At 54.4% G+C, this 19157-nt stretch carries 7 protein-coding genes, 1 tRNA gene and 1 pseudogene; 3 read left to right on the forward strand and 6 right to left on the reverse strand.

The features are described from left to right. Positions 1 to 8: 8 nt before the first annotated feature. A complete protein-coding gene (locus BUC36_RS01800; protein ID WP_073270850.1) occupies positions 9 to 551 on the reverse strand; it encodes a YceD family protein in 543 nt (180 codons plus the stop codon). Positions 552 to 656: 105 nt separating this feature from the next. Here BUC36_RS01800 and BUC36_RS01805 point away from each other — a divergent pair, with 105 nt between their 5' ends. After that, complete coding sequence (locus BUC36_RS01805) at positions 657 to 1250, forward strand: Maf family protein (RefSeq protein WP_073270853.1); 594 nt, start codon at positions 657 to 659, stop codon at positions 1248 to 1250. Here the strand turns inward: BUC36_RS01805 and BUC36_RS01810 are convergent. Then, positions 1247 to 1891 (reverse strand): HAD-IA family hydrolase, encoded by a 645-nt coding sequence (locus BUC36_RS01810; protein WP_073270855.1) that lies wholly within the window; start codon positions 1889 to 1891, stop codon positions 1247 to 1249. The genes BUC36_RS01805 and BUC36_RS01810 overlap by 4 nt on opposite strands. Before the next feature lie 16 nt (positions 1892 to 1907). Continuing rightward, a complete protein-coding gene (rluC, locus tag BUC36_RS01815; protein ID WP_073274429.1) occupies positions 1908 to 2903 on the reverse strand; it encodes a 23S rRNA pseudouridine(955/2504/2580) synthase RluC in 996 nt (331 codons plus the stop codon). Positions 2904 to 3706: 803 nt separating this feature from the next. On the opposite strand from rluC, the gene rne reads away from it, so the two are divergent. Together rne and BUC36_RS01825 are read left to right on the forward strand one after the other, a co-directional pair. Beyond that, positions 3707 to 6616, forward strand: coding sequence for a ribonuclease E (gene rne, locus BUC36_RS01820; protein ID WP_073270857.1), 2910 nt, complete (start codon positions 3707 to 3709; stop codon positions 6614 to 6616). A 188-nt stretch (positions 6617 to 6804) separates the two neighbouring features. Next, positions 6805 to 6892, forward strand: a tRNA-Ser gene (locus tag BUC36_RS01825). Between the two features lie 340 nt (positions 6893 to 7232). Here the strand turns inward: BUC36_RS01825 and BUC36_RS18680 are convergent. The 3 genes and pseudogenes from BUC36_RS18680 to BUC36_RS19365 all read right to left on the reverse strand — a co-directional run. Next, on the reverse strand, positions 7233 to 7787 hold the full coding sequence (locus tag BUC36_RS18680; protein ID WP_143186848.1) for a hypothetical protein: 555 nt from the start codon (positions 7785 to 7787) through the stop codon (positions 7233 to 7235). 12 nt (positions 7788 to 7799) lie between these two features. After that, positions 7800 to 15923 (reverse strand): RHS repeat-associated core domain-containing protein, encoded by an 8124-nt coding sequence (locus BUC36_RS01830; RefSeq protein WP_234994948.1) that lies wholly within the window; start codon positions 15921 to 15923, stop codon positions 7800 to 7802. A gap of 2075 nt (positions 15924 to 17998) precedes the next feature. Next, positions 17999 to 18163: pseudogene (locus BUC36_RS19365) on the reverse strand (phage integrase central domain-containing protein); the annotation flags it as partial. Between the last annotated feature and the right edge of the window lie 994 nt (positions 18164 to 19157).

A 19157-nucleotide genomic window follows, 5' to 3' on the forward strand; every position in this document is an offset into this window, starting at 1 on the left:
GAACCGCCTTACGACTTGTTCGATGAACCCTTCAACTGTTCCAGCACTTTAAAGGGGTTTTCCCGCTGCTCACCCGCCTCAGCGGACTCTTCCCCGAACTGGAAGCGGTCGCGGGCGACACACTCCTGCTCGTGGTAGGCCACCATCGGCAGATTGAGCAAAATCTCATCTTCAAGCACCTGGTACAGGTTCAGCTCATCACTGTCCTGCACCACCGGGTCCAAATCCTTGGGCAGCGCTTTGCCCTGCTCTTCAGACCACACAATCCCCCAGTGGAATTCCGCTTCGACCTGCTCAGGCATCGGCTGCAGGCAGCGCTGGCATTCCAGCTGCACCTGACAGTGCAACTTGCCGCTGACTGTCAGATGACCCTGCAGGTTCCGCCCGAACTGAAGTTCGGCGCGGATATCCCCATCGATCGACTCCACCGCGGCGTTCAGTCGCTCGAGCGACTCGTGCGGCAGAGTGCCGATCAGTTGCTGCTCGCGCTGCACCAATTTGCGTGCATCGACGCTCTTCGGAAGCGCTGCTGTAGAGGGGGGTATCGACATAAGCGCGCAATTCTATGGACAAGCCCTACCCTTGTCAAAACAATTCAATCGCCGCAGTATCGGGCCCTGCAATCCATTTCTCTCAGCACCCGCGGACGCTTTTTTATGGCTCGCCCCTTGATTCTAGCCTCAAGCTCTCCCTACCGAAGAAACCTGCTCCAACAGTTGCGGATACCCTTCGACAGCGCAGCCCCCCATATAAAGGAAGAAGCATTGCCCGGCGAGCAACCGCGCGCACTCGCACGCCGACTCGCACAGGAAAAGGCACTCGCCCTGGCCGCCGACTTCCCCGACGCCCTGATAATCGGCTCCGACCAGGTAGCCGAATGCGAGGGGCGCGCACTGGGAAAACCCGGCAGCCGGGAGCGCGCCATAACGCAACTCGAATCCTGCAACGGCAAGAGAGTGCATTTTCACACCGGCATCAGCGTGCTGGATACGGCCAGCGGCCACCAGCGCACCGAAGTGGAAACATTTACCGTTTATTTTCGAAATCTGACCGAGGACCAGATCCGGCGCTACGTCGAGCTGGAGGCTCCGTATGACTGTGCCGGGTCCTTTAAAGTCGAAGGGCTTGGTATCGCTTTATTCGAAAAAATGGAAGGTTCGGACATGAATTCCCTGGTCGGCCTTCCATTAATTCGATTGGTAGATCTGTTGCAGGAATTCGGGATCAATCCTTTGGTGACTCGCGATTAAGGCACCAGCGGCGGCCAGCGCAACAACTCCGAGAAGTGATCGATGATCACCCGGGGGCGCAATGTTTCGAGCCGCTCCGGCGTGTGCACGCCGTAACTCACACCAATGGACGCCATGCCGGCCGCCGCGGCCATCTCGAGGTCATATACGGTATCACCCACCATGACGGCGTCATCGACTGCACGACCGGTCTCGACAAGGAGTTCGCGCAGCATCAGCGGATTGGGTTTGGAGGCCGTCTCATCGGCGCAGCGACTGGCGACAAACAGCTCACCCAGGCCATGCTCCTCAAACTCGCGATTCAGGCCCCGCCGGCTCTTGCCGGTCGCCACCGCCAGTTGATGCCCGGCACCCAGCAGCTGATCGAGAGTCTCCAGCACCCCGTCGAACAGCGGCAGCGGCTCAGTGCGCGCCGCCAGCCACTCCTCTGCATAGTATTCCCGCATCTGCTGGCGCTGCTCGCTGACCGCCTCGGGGAATAGCGACAAGATCGCCTCCGGCAGACCGAGCCCGATAATGTTGCCGATCGCCTCCGGCGCCAATACCGGCAGCCCCACCCTCTCGGCCGCGCGCTGCATACAGGCAACGATGCGTGCCTCGGAATTACATACGGTGCCATCCCAATCGAGGATTACCAACATGACGGTCAAACTGCTCCTATTGCTTCCGCAGCGCCACCAGCACCGCCTCCAGCTCATCCGCAAGCGGCGCCTTGACCTCTACCTTGTCACCGTTCGGCAGGGTGCAGCGCACCATTGCCGAGTGCAGGAAAAGGCGCCTCAGGCCCAGCTCGCGAAACTCCCGGTTAATCTCGTCGCCGGTGTATTTCGCATCGCCGGCCAGCGGACAACCGACAAATTGTGCGTGCACGCGAATCTGATGCGTGCGGCCAGTTACGGGCTCTGCGGACAAGAGTGTGGCCCCCTTGAACCGCTCCAGCACCTGAAAGCGGGTTTCAGAGGGCTTGCCTTCGGGATTGACGGAAACCATGCGCTCGCCGCTTTTCAATGTATTTTTCCGCAGGGGCGCCTCGACCACGCGGCGACCCCGCGGCCACTTGCCAGCCGCCAGCGCGAGGTACGACTTGCCCACCCGGCCACTGCGCAGCTCCGCCTGGACGTGCTGCAGCACCGAGCGCTTGCGCGCCACCATGATCGCGCCGCTGGTATCCCGGTCCAGCCGGTGAACCAGCTCGATAAACGGGCTTTGCGGATACATCTGTCGCAACACCTCGATAAGCCCCAGGCGCACACCACTGCCGCCATGGACCGCCAGTCCCGCCGGCTTGTTGATGACCAACAGCCCGTTCGCATCATAGAGTATGGATTCTTCCACCAATTGACGCAGTGGATCCCCCGCAACCGGAGCGGGAGCCTGTTCGGCCGCCCGAATGGGGGGCACCCGCACGATATCGCCCGCGGCCAACTTGTATTCCGCCTTGACCCTTCCTTTATTTACCCGCACCTCCCCTTTTCGGAGAATCCGGTAGATCCGGGAGCGCGGCACACCCTTGAGACGCGCCTGCAGAAAGTTGTCGATGCGCTGACCCGCCAGTTCGTCGGGCACAGTCAGAAGCTGCACGCCACCAGAGGGATTCCAGGTATCGGTGGGATTGGCCGCTGCGGCCGTATCGGAGGGGGGTCTACTTCGCATGGGGCGCATCATAGCGCCGCTGCCACAGCAATTGAAGCACCCCGCGGCCCGTGCTATATTCGGCCGGCCTGAATTGGGCTGGTTTTCGGCCATGCGCGGCTTCCCAAAGAGAAGTGACAGCCATGGTTTCAGAGAAAATACCGCCAATCGGCCGGGGCGCGCCTCTCCATTCGAGCAAGGCCGCGTCATTGAAAAAACTTCGCCGATTAGGTCTGCCCCAATCTAGAGAATCCGGGGCGCCTCGCCGGCTACAACCTCCCGCCATTGTGCGGGCAACTATCGCGAAGGTAAGACGGGCCGCAGCCCGCAGCGCTTGAAGGACGACTCATACACTTGCGTCCCGCTCTGTAAGAAGCCGCCAGCGACCGCACTGGCAACCCGGGCAGCGAAGATATCCGCAAACCCGGCGACACAACATATAGAGAACTGAGGGGAATCGGCCAAAAGCCGACCGACAGAGCCAAAGAAGGACGCAAAACCTCGCCGCCCGCACCAACTTTTATTGGAGGGTGGCGCCCAGCGAGAACGCACCCAAATACCAGGGGCGCGAAACCGGAACTGGGTAGTACTACATAAAAGGTGCTAAAGGTACCAACGAATGCCCCGCCAATTGCGCGCATTCGGAGTTAATGCAGTGGACTATTGGGTACAGACCCGCTTTGCCCCGCCCGAGTCAGTATCGGCGGAAGGCAGCACAAGCCCATAGTCCCTGCCCGCCCCACGGTCATTTCCGTGCGGCAGAACCCACAAGCCTGCGAACTCCGCTGTCCTGCCTTTGCGCAACGCAAGGACACATGACACGCATGAAGAGAATGCTAATCAACGCAACTCAGCCTGAAGAGTTGCGTGTAGCGCTGGTCGATGGCCAGTGGCTATATGACCTGGACATCGAAAACCGCACCCGCCAACAGAAAAAAGCCAACATCTACAAGGGCAAGATCACCCGCGTAGAACCCTCCCTGGAAGCCGCCTTTGTCGACTACGGTGAAGAGCGCCACGGTTTTCTGCCGCTGAAAGAAATTTCCCGTGAATACTTCGCCAAACAGCCCAAAGATATCGAAGGCCGCTTCAAAATTAAGGATGTGGTCAAAGAGGGCATGGAAGTTATCGTGCAGGTGGACAAAGAGGAGCGCGGCAACAAGGGTGCGGCGCTGACCACTTTTATCAGCCTCGCCGGTCGCTACCTGGTTCTGATGCCAAACAACCCCCGCGCCGGCGGTATTTCCCGTCGCATCGAGGGTGACGAACGCTCCGATCTGCGCGATGCCCTATCCAACGTGGAAGTGCCCTCCGGCATGGGCATCATCGTGCGCACCGCCGGCGTCGGCCGCAGCGGTGAAGAGCTGCAATGGGATCTGAATTACCTGCTGCAGTTGTGGGACGCCATCAAGAAAGAAGCGGACGGCTCAAAGGCCCCGCACTTCCTGTTCCAGGAAAGTAACGTCATCATCCGCGCCATCCGCGACTACATGCGCGACGATATCGGCGAGGTCATCGTCGATGACAAGGGCGCTTACCAGCTGGCCGCGGAATTTGCGCGTCAGGTGATGCCGCACTACGCCAACAAGGTGAAGTACTACGAAGACGCCATCCCGCTGTTCAACCGCTACCAGATCGAAAGCCAGATCGAAACCGCGTTCGAACGCGAAGTGAAGCTGCCCTCCGGCGGCTCTATCGTGATCGACGTGACCGAAGCGCTGGTATCCATCGACATCAACTCCTCCCGGGCCACCAAAGGCGGCGATATCGAGGAGACCGCGCGCAATATCAACCTGGAAGCGGCCGATGAGATCGCCCGCCAGCTGCGCCTGCGCGACATGGGCGGCCTCGTAGTAATCGACTTTATCGACATGCAGAGCAAGTCCAACCAGCGCGACGTTGAAAAGCGCATGGAAAAGGCCCTCGGCATGGATCGCGCCCGCGTCCAGATCGGCCGCATATCCCGCTTCGGCCTGCTGGAGATGTCACGTCAGCGCCTGCGCCCGTCCCTTGGTGAGACCACCTTCCGCGTCTGCCCGCGCTGCAGTGGGCAGGGCACCATCCGCGGCACCAAGTCGCTGGCGCTGTCCATCCTGCGCCTGGTGGAGGAAGAGGCGAAGAAGGAGCGCAGTGCAGAAATCCGGGCCATCACCCCGGTCAACGTCGCTACTTATCTGCTCAATGAGAAGCGCAAGACAATCTCCAATATTGAAGCCCGCAACAATACCCGCGTGGTAGTGGTGCCCAATGCCGAAATTGAAACGCCGCACTTCGAAGTGCAGCGCCTGCGCGACGACGAAACCGGCACGGTGGAAACCTCCTACAAGATTTCCGGCACAGTCGAAGACACCAGCGCCAAGCTGGAAGAGGAACCCACGCGCGCGCCTGCGCAGCCCGCGGTACAGCAGATTGCGCACACCGCCCCAGCGCCGACACCGGAGAAGAAACCGGAACCGGGCCTGTTCAGCCGCCTGATCAGCGCCATCGCCGCGCTCTTTACCGGCGAAGGCGACAAGACCAAGAAGCACAAGAAAAGCAAGGGCCGCGGCAAGGACTACAAGAACCAGCGCAGCCGCACCCAGCGCGGCGGTCGCGGTGCACGTGGTGGCCGCCCCTCCCGTCGCCGGGACGAGCGACGCGACGAAGGCAAGCAGGAAGCCAAGCGCGACGAGCGCCGTGAGGAACAACGGGAAGAGAAACGCACTCCCAAGCGTGAAGAAACCCGTGAAACCACTGCTGAGAGAGCTGCCGGAGAAGGCCAGCGTCGCCGTCGCCGTCGCCGCGGTGGCGAGGGACGTCGCCGTCGGGAAGAAGGCCAGACTGTAGCTGCAGAGACCGAAGTATCCGCAGTGACCACAGAAGAAACCGTCGAGCAGCCGGAAGAGTCTTCCGAGCAGCGCCCGGCACGCCGTCCGGGCAACGTCCGTGGCCGCCCGCAGGCACGCCGTCGCGGTCGCCGTGGTGACAATGCCGCTGCCGCCGCTGTCGCGCAAAGCCAGGAAGAGCTGGAACGCGAAGTCAATGAAGCGATCGACGAAGCCGAAGGTGAAGCCAAGAAATCCTCAGCTAAGACTGCTGAAGCTCCGGAGGTGACGAAACCCGCCGCCAAGGAAAGCTCTGCGGAACCCCAGAAACCGGAAGCACAACCCGCGCCCGTTATCGAAGCGGAGCAGCCGGCGGAGATCGTGGAAAAACCGGTCCAAGCAGAAGCGGCCGAACAGGCGCCGGAACCGGAAGCCGTTGCCGAAGAAGCGCCTGCGGCTGCTGTCGAAGCAGCTCCCCAGGCCGTATCTACAGAGGAAGCCACGATTGCCGAGACCACTGAAGTGGAGGAAGGTGTGGAAGAAGGTGTCGAGGAAGTTGCTCTGCAAGAGGCCGCCGAAGCTGAAAAAGCTATCGAGGAAAAAGCCGCTGTCGAGCAAACGGTCGAGGCTGCCGTCGAGGAAGACACCATGGCAGCCAAGGCAGAGGAAATGCCACAGCCGGTGAGTTCTGGGCTTCAGGGACGCGCCAGCAATGATCCGCGTGTTAACCCGCAGCCGCTGCAGGAACTGGCGATTGTTACTGAGCACCGCGACCTCGGTCCCCTGCGCCCGCTGGACACCGCCCAGCCTGCAGCCATTGAGCACAGCCCGCGCGCCCTGGCTCGCCCGGCCAACGACCCGCGTGTCGCACGCCAACCAGTGCAGGCCAATGACAACGGCAATAGTGACTCTGCGGCGGAGGCAAGCTAAGCGCCCGAGTCGCCTACGGGCAAGCCGGCCAGGAATGCCCGGCTTGCCGCGATTCAACCGTATCGGATTGGGCAAGCGATAGCTTCGGCATAACTGATCAATAAGTAGCTAACTTATTGAACCGCTTAAAAAAATCGTCTGCGCACTTGTACCGGAAAATTCGACCGGTATAATGCGCCAGACAATTTGGTGGGGTGGCTGAGTGGTCGAAAGCGGCGGTCTTGAAAACCGTTGACTGTAACAGGTCCCAGGGTTCGAATCCCTGCCCCACCGCCATACAAAAGAGCCCGGCTATATGCCGGGCTTTTTTGTATGGTGCTGGGGTAGCCCAGGATGAGAACCCCCGTTCGACTCGGAGGGCAAAGCCCGTAGAGCAGCGAGCGTAGCGAAGCTAATCCCTGCCCCACCGCCATATAAAACAACCCGAAGAGCACACCGGCAGCAGCCTAAGTTATCCACAGATCCTAGGAGGCAACTGTCAGGTGAATACCCTCACTGTACACGCTGATCAAGCAGCAGTCGGCTTGATCAACCGCTCCTACAACAAAGCCCCGGCAGGTTACCCTGCCGGGGCTTTTGTGATTCAAATCGATCGAGTCCGACCCCATCGATTTTTCTAGAACCTAAACCCCTGACCATTTGCAAGCAAGTATGTGCTCTCTACATACCTGGGACCTTCCGGGTCATATGTAAAAATTACAATTCCGGCAACCCCAATCTCTTTCGAGTACAGAACAATTGCCGGAGTCCCAAATGCTGACTTTGAGCTTATATTTGTAACCTCTATCGGGGTAACTCCTATACGCCTTCCCAATAAATTTAAATCTTTTAGTTCCTTGTTAACAAAGGCTAGCCCTTCGTATTCCCACGACAACCCTTCTTTTGGCGACCAATCACGCGGAATAACAAAATTGAACCCCAAACTTGTTATACCGCGCCACTTCTGAGAATCCAGAACTTGGTAATCATATTTAACGTTGTTGATCCCGACAGTTCTTTCTTGTGGGTTAAAAACTACGCGCTCAGTCTTCAACAAAGTTTCGGAAATTTCGCCCCGCTCTTCGAGCCAATAAGTCCTGAGAGATTCATATACTATCGATGATTTTTCCACAGGCTTTGCACTCACATTAAGCGTCACTAAAACTGCTGATATCAATATTGCCAATTTCACAAGCACTCTCCATCAGTAAACGCCGGGGTACACATTTCTTAGGAAGGTATCAGCAGCTCGTTCTTTTGGCCTCTGATCCAATGGCACCAATCTTCCGTTAATAGTTTGAACCATATTCCTTGGTATAGTGTGACCTACTTCATGCCCAATAATACCTCTAACTGCGTGTAAACCAGGCTTCATATCAACAAAGTAGCCTAGCGCTCGAGGCGCTTTTGACCCATTCAAGTAGGCGCTGTAGCTTCCCTGATAGAACGTAATATTCACACCAAGCGCTTTTACCTCTCCCGAAGCCATTCCCCCTAGGCGAGTTTCAGCCAACGCCTCAGCCCCATCAGGGCCTCTGCTATCCACATACTTCCAATTCGCTATTCGCATTCCATGCATAGCCTGAGAAATATCATCAGCTAGCTGCGCATCTCCCGTCCTCAGCGCCTCCATTCTACGCTCAGACAAATGGAGATAAGTGTTAGTAATTTCTTTCTCTAGCAGACCGATAAATTCTTGTTTTCCAGTGGAAAGTGCTTCTCGCCCATCTCCAGAATCACCCGCAGAAATCCTTGGTGCGAAATCATTTACCGAGACTTCATTACTCTGCCCACTGGAAGCATTATTAGCGCCACTTCTATTCTCATTGTCACGAGGAGAACTTACCGCAACCGCACCGATTTTTCCCCCACCATTGCCGTTACCTTTCAAATATACCACCGTCGTCCCATCGGACAACTTTACTTCGACACCACCACACGTACTGGAGTTGCAGGCCTCGATCGCCTGCTCCACTTGTTGACCAGCCTCGTCTGTAACTGCCTCGTTAGTACCCGCAAGATTCACTACGTATCCCGTTGGATCGGTGTATCGCAACGGATTATTCATGACATATGAATAGGGATTGTACGCTTGGCTGTTCCCCGGCATGGAGATAAACGGGTCCACGGAAAGAAACCGGCCCAGATTGTAATCATAGGCCCGCCCATTCATATGGATTAACTCCACCCCATCCAGGTGCTCGTGGCCACTGAAGCCTCGCCTGGTGATGTCCCTGCCAAGCAGCCCGCCGTTACTGTCGTCCTCGTTCAGGTCCCTGACCTTGCCGAACGGATCGAAGCCCCGCCTCTCCTGGATGCTTCCGGCTATATCGCTGATGCTCTCGATGGAGCCCAGGTGGTCCTTGTGCAGAAACTGCCAGCCGGTTGATTGCACCGAGCCGTTCAGGGTTTCGGTGCGATACTGGGCGAAGTCGGCCACGGTGGTGCGCTCCACCACGGTGGTATTGCCACCCTGCAGCGTTTCCTCGTACTCATAGGTCCCCAGGTAATAGCGCGTGGTCGTCGCACTGCCGTCGGTGGCGACCTGCTTATAGCGACTGTCGTCCGGCCCATAGTAGTAGCTGGCGCTGTTGCCGTTGCTGTGGCTGATGGACCTGGGCTTGTTGTTGACGCCGTAGCTGATGGTTCTGAGTCCATCGGCGGTCAGGTTGCCGTTCAGGTCGTAGTGGAAGGTGCGGGTGCTGAGGTCCTCCAGGGTGACCTGGGTGACGGCGTTGGGGCCGGCGTTGTTGATCGCCCGGCTGACATCCCCGTATTGATAGGCGTTGCCGGTGTCAGAGAAGTCGCTCTTGTACAGCAGGTTGCCGGCGGCGTCGTAGCCGTAGTCCACGGTGGCGTGCAGGGTGGCCGGGATATGGGTGTCCCAGCTGCGGCTGGACTGGGTGAGCCGATGCAGCTCGTCGTAGACAAAACTCTCGTCGACGCCGGCGATGGCATTGCGTCTGTGCCACAAGTTGCCGTAGCTGTCGTACTGGTCGTAGATCAGGTTGGACTGCGCGCAGTTGCCAATGATCGAGCTGACGCAGCGCTGGTTCAGCAGGCCGGCGGCGTTATACTGACTCTCCTCGATCAGCGCGTTGGCGAAGCTCTGCTGGGTGATCGCATCTGTGGCAGTGCGGCTGTCGACGGTGCGCAACTGGACGCCCGCGACAAAGTCCCAGTCCTCGGCGACGCGGCCCGTCTGGTCGTAGAGTGTTTCGACGATGGTGCCGTCCGGGTACTGCACACCCTTGATGCGGCCGTAGTTGGCGTCCCAGGCAGTTTCCTGCACGAACACGCGGCCGTCGATCTGGGAGGTGCGGACGGTTTCCCGCTGCAGGCTGTCGTAGCTGTAGATGCGCTCGAAGTCGGGGCTGCTGCTGGAACCAGTGTACTCCCGGTCGAGAGTACCGCGGGCACTGTCGTCGAACTGGAAGTGGTGGGCGGCGTCGCTGCCCGGGTAGGCATCGGTGAGCCGCCCAAGGGCATCGTAGTTGAAGGTACTCACCTGCGCTTTGGCGTCCCGCTGCCAGCGCAGTTCGCCGAGGGTGTTGTAGAGGAACTGCCAACCGCCCATGTTGGGGTCGTTCAACGCGAGCTTGTGGCCAAAGCCGTTGTAGGTGGCGGTGATGGCGTTGCCGGAGACATCCTGGATCATGGCTACATTGCCCAGGGCGTCGTAGCGGAAGCGGGTGAACTGCCCTTTGGCGTCCCGGTGGTACATTGGCTGGCCGAGCACGCTACTGCGGCTCGCCATCATCAGCACCGGCCCGAGACCATTCGGGGTGACGGTGATATCGGTGGTGAGACCACTGTAGTCGTAATTCACTTCGTAGCTAATCGGCAGGCGGCTGACGGACTTGTGGCCCGGGCGGCTGAGACCATCGAACTGCGAGAAATCGACGCTGCCGTAGTCATTGGCAGCGGCGTTGCTGTAGTGGGGATCGACCACCTGGGTGACCCTGCCCCGGCTGTCGTAGCTCTGCCACTGCACGATAGTGTCGTCGGTGCCTTCGGTTTCCCGGTAGACCTCGCGGCCCAGCGCATCGTAGTAGCTCAGCACCATAGGCGCGCCGGCCTGGGCGGCGATCTGGAAGTAGACCGCGTGGCGGCTGGTAGCTGCGGAGGGGCAACCGGCACTGCACCACTGGCGCGACAACTTCTGCGCCGGAACGCCCGGGGCGTCGGCTTCGGTCAGGTGTCCGAAGTGATCGTACTTATTGTTGGTGGTGTGGCCGTTGGCGTCCGTCTGCGTCAGCGGTAGGCCGGTGCGCGCATCATAGGTGGCACTGTTGGCGGCGACTGTCAGTCCCCAAGCACTGTTGTAGGTCTTGACCACAAAATAACCGTCGTCGCTGCCGGTGGAATAGCTCATCTCGGTCCAGCGGCTGCCCTCGATAGCGGTGTTGCCGCTGCCGTTACTGGTCAGCGTAACCCGATCCAGCTGCTTGTAGGGGCCGGTGTAGCGGTTGGTGGTCACCAGGTTCAGTGAGGTGTCATCGCTCGTCGTTGTGATACTGGTCGGCTGGCGGGTACCGCTATCCGTGTACCCGTAGGTCTTGGTGACCGTGACATCCGTCAGTGCTCCCGCAGGCAGCTGCAACGGGTCCTGGTAGCTGATCTGGTGACGCTCGGAAGCGTTATCCAGCTTGAACCACCAATTAGCGGTATCCAGGGTGAAGTTAATGTCCTTGGTGGTAGTCTTGGTGACGTCACCGCTGTTGTCGCTGACTACGGATGTCTCATCGGTGAGCAAGCCAAGGTAGTGGTAGGTGCGCGTGACTGACTCGGTGCTAATCAGACTGCCGTCCAGCTCCTTTTTTGTCGTCGTCGAAGTATCTGCATAGACAAATTTGGTATTGGCCAGTTGGCCATTGACCACCGTCAGCTGGTTATCCACCACTGCTGTTGTGACGAGAGTTCCGCTGTTGTTGCGCACCTTGGTATCCTGGTGCAGCACGGAGCCGGTTTCCGGGAAGTCCTGGGCAAAGGTTGTCACCACTTCCGCATAGGAATCAGTGTCGGAGTCCGATGCGAATTTGCGTTCGGTAATCTCCCTGAATCCCTGGTGCCCCCTGCCCTGCAGATTGAACAGCGCATCCTTGTAACTGAAGGTGGTCTTGTTCAGGCCACCGAGTCCGTCACTCGTGCGATATTCTTTTACTGCCATGGTAGCAGTACTACCGTTGATAACTGGGAATGCATGATTCGTGTTAGTAACGTTGTAGAAGTCTGGACTACTCCTGAGAGACTGGTAACTGAATTCATGTCTTACCCCTAGCGCCGTGGAAATACCAGTCACAAGATCCGCGTCGGAACTCTGGTTGTAGTACACATAGATGCCCGGCTGGCTATATGGGCCAGCCATGGTCAATTCAGCTCGGTTATCGTTAAGTGTGCGACCAAAGCGAGTCAGAATATCCGCATAACTATCACCATTTTGATCGACCATACTGATATCGGTAAGCGGTGCGATTACGGGAAGTGAAACTTCATCGCTAAATGTCACTTTTCCATCGTTCTCAATTTTACCGAGAACAACACTCCAAGAATAAATATCGAATTTATCCCCATAACCGTTATCGTTGATCCAGAACTGACAACCATTGGTTTGAAACTGCTCGCATTGCACCTGATGAAGAGCCGTTGCCGATGGATAGACAAGATCTGAAATGCCATCGCGATTAAAATCCATCACACGAATATACGAATCCAGATAGCGCTCCACCCTTTCTCCATGGAAATATTCTTGATAAATTTCCCGCTCCCATGAAACCAGATAAGAATCACTGGTCAAATCACCGCCACTATTCTCGTATAATCGCCAATCCTTTACAGCGGGTTGATACACTAATACATCGAGTAAACCATCGTTATTTGCGTCAAAAAATAGCGGATTAACATTGTATTGAACAGAAACACCAGTATCAGTAGTTGCGATTGATTCGATAACACCGTTATTCCAAACAGGTGCCACGACTATTACTTTATTTGATCCTTTGAGGGGCTCCTCTGTGACACCAATCAGCTCCTCCAATCCATTTCCATCATAGTCAGCCACCACCATCGCTTTATCGATCTTGATATTTGGGCTTGAACCAACAAATACAAAAGTTCCATTTTCGCTCCCCTCATAAAACCTGAGAGTAACCGGTAAACTTTCTGTACTGCTAGATTGATAAGTTGTCACCAGATCTTGGATTCCATCGCCATTAAAATCCAGAGAATAAGCGGAACACGCACGAAACTGGCTAAGAGATGGGTCGTTCATTACATCATCATAGGGGTAATTTACGCACTCATAGCTCACGCCGGTATCACCCTCGACAAAACTTGAACCATTCCAGCGGGCATATCGTAGCTTTCCGTCGCTCAAGCCAATATTATCGACGCGTCCATCCAGATCAATATCAAATCCGCTATTACTAAAGCTTTTGGATTGCTCAAAAAGGCCACCTGGAATTTCGTATCTATATGGAAGTGTCTCTTCTTGCCCTGAGGAAGACAAGGTAACTTTCGTCCCCAGTGAAAAGTCCGGTGTACCATCACCGTCATAGTCATGGAAACTACTGATCGGCGAGTCAAATTCCTGCTCGGATATACTGAGCACTTTAGTGGGCGTTGAACCTAAGACAAAGTCCCAATCTGTCCAGTCCAGCACAGTACTCGGGTAGCATTTCTTTTGAGCACCCACCGCACCCCAACCGCAAAGCTGAATGTTGTCAATTTTAGATACGTTAGTGCCTTCCCTGTAATATACCGAGTATTCTCTAACCGGCGAGCCATCCACATAAGTAGAAATAGACTTCAACCTTATATCTGCGACTACCTCACTCTTATTCCTATAGCTACTTATGACGTCATCTCGGTCTTCATATGTAAAACTAACCTCACGATTACCCTGCGTATCGCCGTCTCCGGTGTAGAATATTTTCGAGAGGTAAGAGGCGCCACCACTAAAATAATAGCTATAAATCACGCTGTTATTGTGAAGATCCTGGATCTTTCTCAATTTCCAAGAAATAGTAGACCCACTTCCGCCGCGCCTTACTCTGCTATTTTCCGTATCGCCAAAATATTTTTTCACGCCATTACTAGAATCAACAGAAAAGGATGCGCCACTCAAAGCACCAGACTGAACAATACGAACAGCCGGATTTGTCTCTGGATAATAGACCGAACCAGAATCTCCATATGTACCATCGTCGTCATCCAAGATAAGCCTTACACCATTAATACATAACTTATCTTGAGAATCATCGGAAACACTCTCGGCACTACCATCCAATGCATAAATATCTGCGCAGCGATCTATTGAACCTCCTGTACTCAAGGACCAGCCCATCCCGAGAATTCCGTTACCAGAGTTGCTACTGTAATTTAGCTTTACACTAGGCTGTAGGGCCGCCCTCCCCGGAGGGATAATGATTGGTATTGATAATATAGAGCTACCACCACTAACAGTCACCTCGGGATCAATATGACCCACTGTGGAGTCATACTCAGGCACCACCGGATCTGGCAGCACATCATCTAAGATGTCACCAAAGTCTAGCTGCACGATATCTACAAGTGATACGGGCGTGGTCACGCAGGCAATTGACGTGTTGCATGCCGTTAGCTGATACTCCCAACTTTCATCAGGGATCGTTTTCGTAATGCTCGCACTTCCCGCTTGGCCCGTATAAATCGAATTCCAATTGACATCACCGAACAACCGCTCCTCCAGATCCCAACTGGTTACGGTGCTGCTCGCTGAAAATCCCGCTGAATAGGAACGTCTTGGCTTTCCTTCTGCCGGCAGGTTCAACCATACTGACTGAGGAAGCTGCCTCGCCTCCACACTTGCGCTTACAGCGCTCGGTTCAGAACAGGCCCATTCGAATCCATTACATTGCACTAATTGAAAAGACCAGTAGCCATCAGACAGGCCTGTAACTGTTGCATCGTCGGTAGTTATCTTATCGCCCGGAGTATGCTCCGAAAAAGTGCCCGATGTACCCTTACGGCTCAATACTTTGTAGTATTCACCTGAAGCCGGTGCTTCACTAAAAGTTAATAGTGCTGACTGATCAAGTGTCTGAGAAGGCGCTGATGGCGGAGCTGGCTTTGCTGGTGACTTCCGGACTCGCACAGTGTTTTCTGAACTGAAAGCAGAGCAAGCCCATGCAAAATCATTACAGGCGGCCACCTTGAAATGTAGCTCATCTTTATCTTGCCCGGATTGAGGGCTTTGGCTAGTGGTGGCCTGACCAGCACCCGCATATGGCCCGCTGCCAACACGCTTTTCTATGAAATACAGATTTGCGGGAGCTACATCCGGCCAGTCGACCGTAAAAGTTGTAGTGTTCGAATTGATATCCGAAGGCTTGCCTGGAATCGGCGGTTTAAAACGAACCTGTGTAAAGGAAGTATCGGCACTTAAAACGCTCGTACATGCCCAAGACCTTAAATTACATGCGAGGACCCGATAATAGTAATCTCCTTCACCTTCTGAAAGAGGATAGTTTATGGTGTTACCACCATCTACTATATTGGCGTCTACAAGACCAAAATTTGTACCATCGCTACTTTTGTATAGCTGGTAGTAGGTCGCATTGCCTGAAGGCCTATTCCAACTTAGCAAGATTTCAGCGGAAGTGCTATTGGCTGGAGCTACTAGATCCGGCTCATCGGGACGCAGCCGAACTTCGACAAGTCCGATGTTTTCCGGCGAGTAACTGGAACAGGCCCAACTAAACTCATTACATGCTCTTACCCGGAAGTTCCAATAACCATCGGTAAGGCTCGAAACAGGAGCACTGTTGCCTGATGTGTTAGCTGCAGCATTTATCCAGCTTCCGCCATTAATTTCTTTTGCTTGCACATCATAATATGTCGGGTTTCCGGTTGGTGTATCCCAAGTAACTGTCGCTGCACCATCCGTCGTACGAGCATCGTCTTCTTCTATTTCGATAATCTTGCCATATTCGTCTTGCCAGATCGTAATCCCAACAACACCTGGTTGGGCGACCCGGCCGGGAGTAAACCGTACGTAGTTGTTGCCGCTGGCGCTGGAGTAGCTGGAACAGGCCCAGCTAAACTGGTTACAGGCGCTAACACGAAATTTCCAGTCCCCTTCACCAAAGCCGCCACTACTTTGACTAGTAGTACCCACATAACCATCAACATACTCTGGACTGCTCCAATTGTTAGATTTAGTTCCTTGAAGCTTGTAATAGCTGGCCGTGCCAGATGGTTTAGACCAGCTCGCAACAATAATTCCGTCAGTACTTTTATAATCCGAAGACGGGGCGCTAGGTTTACTTGGTTTGAAGCGGACCTGCACCAAATTTGGGCTCGAATAGGCAGAGCAGGACCAACTGGTGTTACATGCCGCAACCATATACTCCCAGTCCGTATTGTTTCCCTTTGCTGCCGGCTCGTAACTGGCCGTACTAATCGTGACGGCCGGCCCCCAACTTCCGCCTTTGGAACGCTCTTTTACCAGGTAGGAATTAACAGTACCGGCGGGCTTTGTCCAATTAAGTGTATAGGTGCTACTTGTAGTATTAATATTTCCAGGAGCAGATGGCTTTGACGGGCGATCAGCAACTGTCGCTCGCCAAGTACCTGAATACGATGAGCAGGCCCAACTATAACCATTGCAAGCTCGCACACGATAATCATACCCACCATCCGAAGACACAGTATTGGATGTACTGATTGAAGAGTAACCAGTAACGACGTTGGCCCAGGATGTAGTACCCGCCGGAGCTCGCTGGAGATCGTAGTATGTAACAGTGCCGCTTGGCTTTGACCAGCTTACAGTAAATGTTTTAGTGGTCGCATTGAAGCTCGAAGGCGTAGATGGTTTACTTGGTTTTTTTCTAACTTTAATAATTCCTGAATATGTGTACCCACTGCAAGCACCATTACAGGCCTGAACCCTATACTTGTAGTCACCATTTCCGCGCCCACTAATCGAGTAGTTTGTATCGGGGTAATCAGCCAAGCCAATATGCGAGTATGTAATCCCCCCATCAAGTGATTCCTGAATCCAGATTTCTGTAAGTCCTACAGTTCCATCTGGATTACTCCATGATAAATTGTAGCTACCGGAGGTATTGGTTGAGGGTACTGAAACATTGGTTCGTATAGAAGGAGCAGTAGGGCCACCTCCTCCTATGGGTGCAGCGTAAAGTTCAGACCACGGAAAGATAACTAGAAATGCTAAAACCCTGAATACAAGGTGAATAGTGCTCACTTGCTCCCCCAAGGATGACTTTATTTAATTTATTTTTATATAGCCTTCTAAACGGATAGCACCGAGGCCGGCCAGGAGCTTTATATCAAGTTTCAAAAAATAATTAGAACTAGTCTCCTGTCGCGGAATATAACTTAGAAAGTATTTCCATGGCCATTACACGTCATTACAAGCGCCGAACTGTGACCTGACGCACAAAAACCCTATCGTTCAAGGCGCGCAGATCTACGCAAAGCACACCAAAAATGAGCCTTCCTGCCATTGGCCGCTCCCTTAGGTAGCAAGGCGCGAGCTTTTGATCAGTCGGCCTATTTAACTCAAAGTCCCTTTTCGAAACATCAATATGTGACTATTAAGACGTGGCCATTGTCAGGGACAGCTTACGGACTGGCGGCCGGCCATAGAATTATGCTCTATGTAGTGGCACACTAAATTTTGCCACCTCTTTTTTGATTGGCTCAATTTTCGTTACAGAACCTGGCCCACTCCTCCATCATTCTCCGACCCTCTTCAGCTAACTCTCCGCGAGCATATGCCGACCGGGTTTTATCATCATTAATATGTGCCAAAGCTAGCTCGGATCAGTGGTCGGGAAAGCGCCCATTTTGGAAAGATCAACCCTTGAAATTGGTCCCGAACCCATGTGGCGTAGCGACGCGGCCTTATTTTGGATCGAGAAATCCGGGTCCGCCAGCTGCAATATCTGCTTAATGGGCTCGTTTGATTATCGCTCCCTTGGCCGCATTGCTCATGCCGTCACCGCTGGCACGTGAAAAAATAGAAGCGGCATTTTGTGGAACGCTCCTGAGTATTCGCAATGCCACATCTGATAACGGTACTATATGCACCCACCCGGCTTTCATTCGCTCTCGAGTAATTCACCATAGGGGCTCTGGTAGGTGTACTTCCATCCAAGCAGTGTCGGGATTTTGATCAACTTATGAGGCAATCACTTCCCACGGGCGGGAGGCAGCAAATATGGCAAATTTCAACGCTCTTGCCGCCATTCCTCTTTGTTTAGCTATCGCAGCCATGAAACGGGGCATCTCGCGTATAGGACGTGTAGGATGGTGTGCCCGGGCCTTCATTTTGACAAGCCTATCGACACTTGGTAGCAGTGGCTTCAAGAGCTGAAGTCGTGCGGGGTTTTCCATATCTCAGAAACCGGGGGCAACTGCATAGCCAAAAACATTCTCCATACGCTGAATAACCCTGCTGGCGGTTTCAGTTTTCACTGTCCAAAAGGGAGACAAGGTAGTCAGCAGCTCCTGCCGGTTGATTTCAGCTACAGGCCTGTCACCAATTTTCTCAAAAGCAAAATTCTCAAGTGTCCGCTACTATTGTTTTGAGCACTTGGTGTTCCTGATCTCCTGACGCTTGATCCCGCGGCGCGTAATTGCCGCATTCCGGAAGCTGGTCAGTTTGGCCTGCGATGCGATTAACTTAATCCGAGCCTCAGCCCGTTTCATTACTTGATCACAGCCCTCCCGAATTACGGCGCGCATCTCGCGAGCAATTGATCTCTGGATAAGCTCCCAAGCCGATCTCCTTCCGCTTACTCCCGACCTGGCGCGAAGTATCCAACTTACTGCGCCGCTGCTTTGTACCTGCAGATGGAAACCCGCTACCCCGCCTGCGGAATTCAACCCTTTGGTGGAAATTCTGCGCACTTCAACCGCCTTCAGCTCTCGAGCCAATTTTGGCATCACTCTCGACTCATAAACATCCGGGTGGATTCTACCCAGCATTAAACTCCACATAAGTATTGAGATTGAGTAAAACTGAACGGACCTTCATGAGACAGTAATAATTTTAACTTGTTGTTTTTATTAGATTATTTAGATGGCATGGCACGGCATGAATCAATCGTTTGGCGGTCTGCCCCACCGTCATAAAAAAAACCAACCCCATCTGTCTGGCGTGAATCAATCGCACTTGGCCACAGCAGTTTCACAGCGACTCTCGCTACACTCAATTTTCCGCCTGTTGGGAACTCCCCCGGCCAAAAGACTAAATCAAGACGTCGCCAGCTTTGTTGCGGGCTCGCTAGTTTTTCTCTGCGGCCCCATACGCGCTTCCATCTCTTCGCAGAGAAGGCTTCTGGAAACAAGAGTAAATTACTGAACCCGCCTCTTATGAAGATTTGCTGTAAGGCGATCTATACAAAACGCCTGGGCCCAAATTTCGCCAATCAATTCTTTTCACGCCTTCGAAATTTCCGGCACGGACCACTTGGAATTCCTTTTCGCCTTTTGACACAAGCAAGTTTCGTTACGAAACCCAGCAACGAATGGATCCCTCAATGCACCATTCAGA

This window comes from Microbulbifer donghaiensis (genome assembly GCF_900129095.1).
Classification (GTDB): Bacteria; Pseudomonadota; Gammaproteobacteria; order Pseudomonadales; family Cellvibrionaceae; genus Microbulbifer; species Microbulbifer donghaiensis.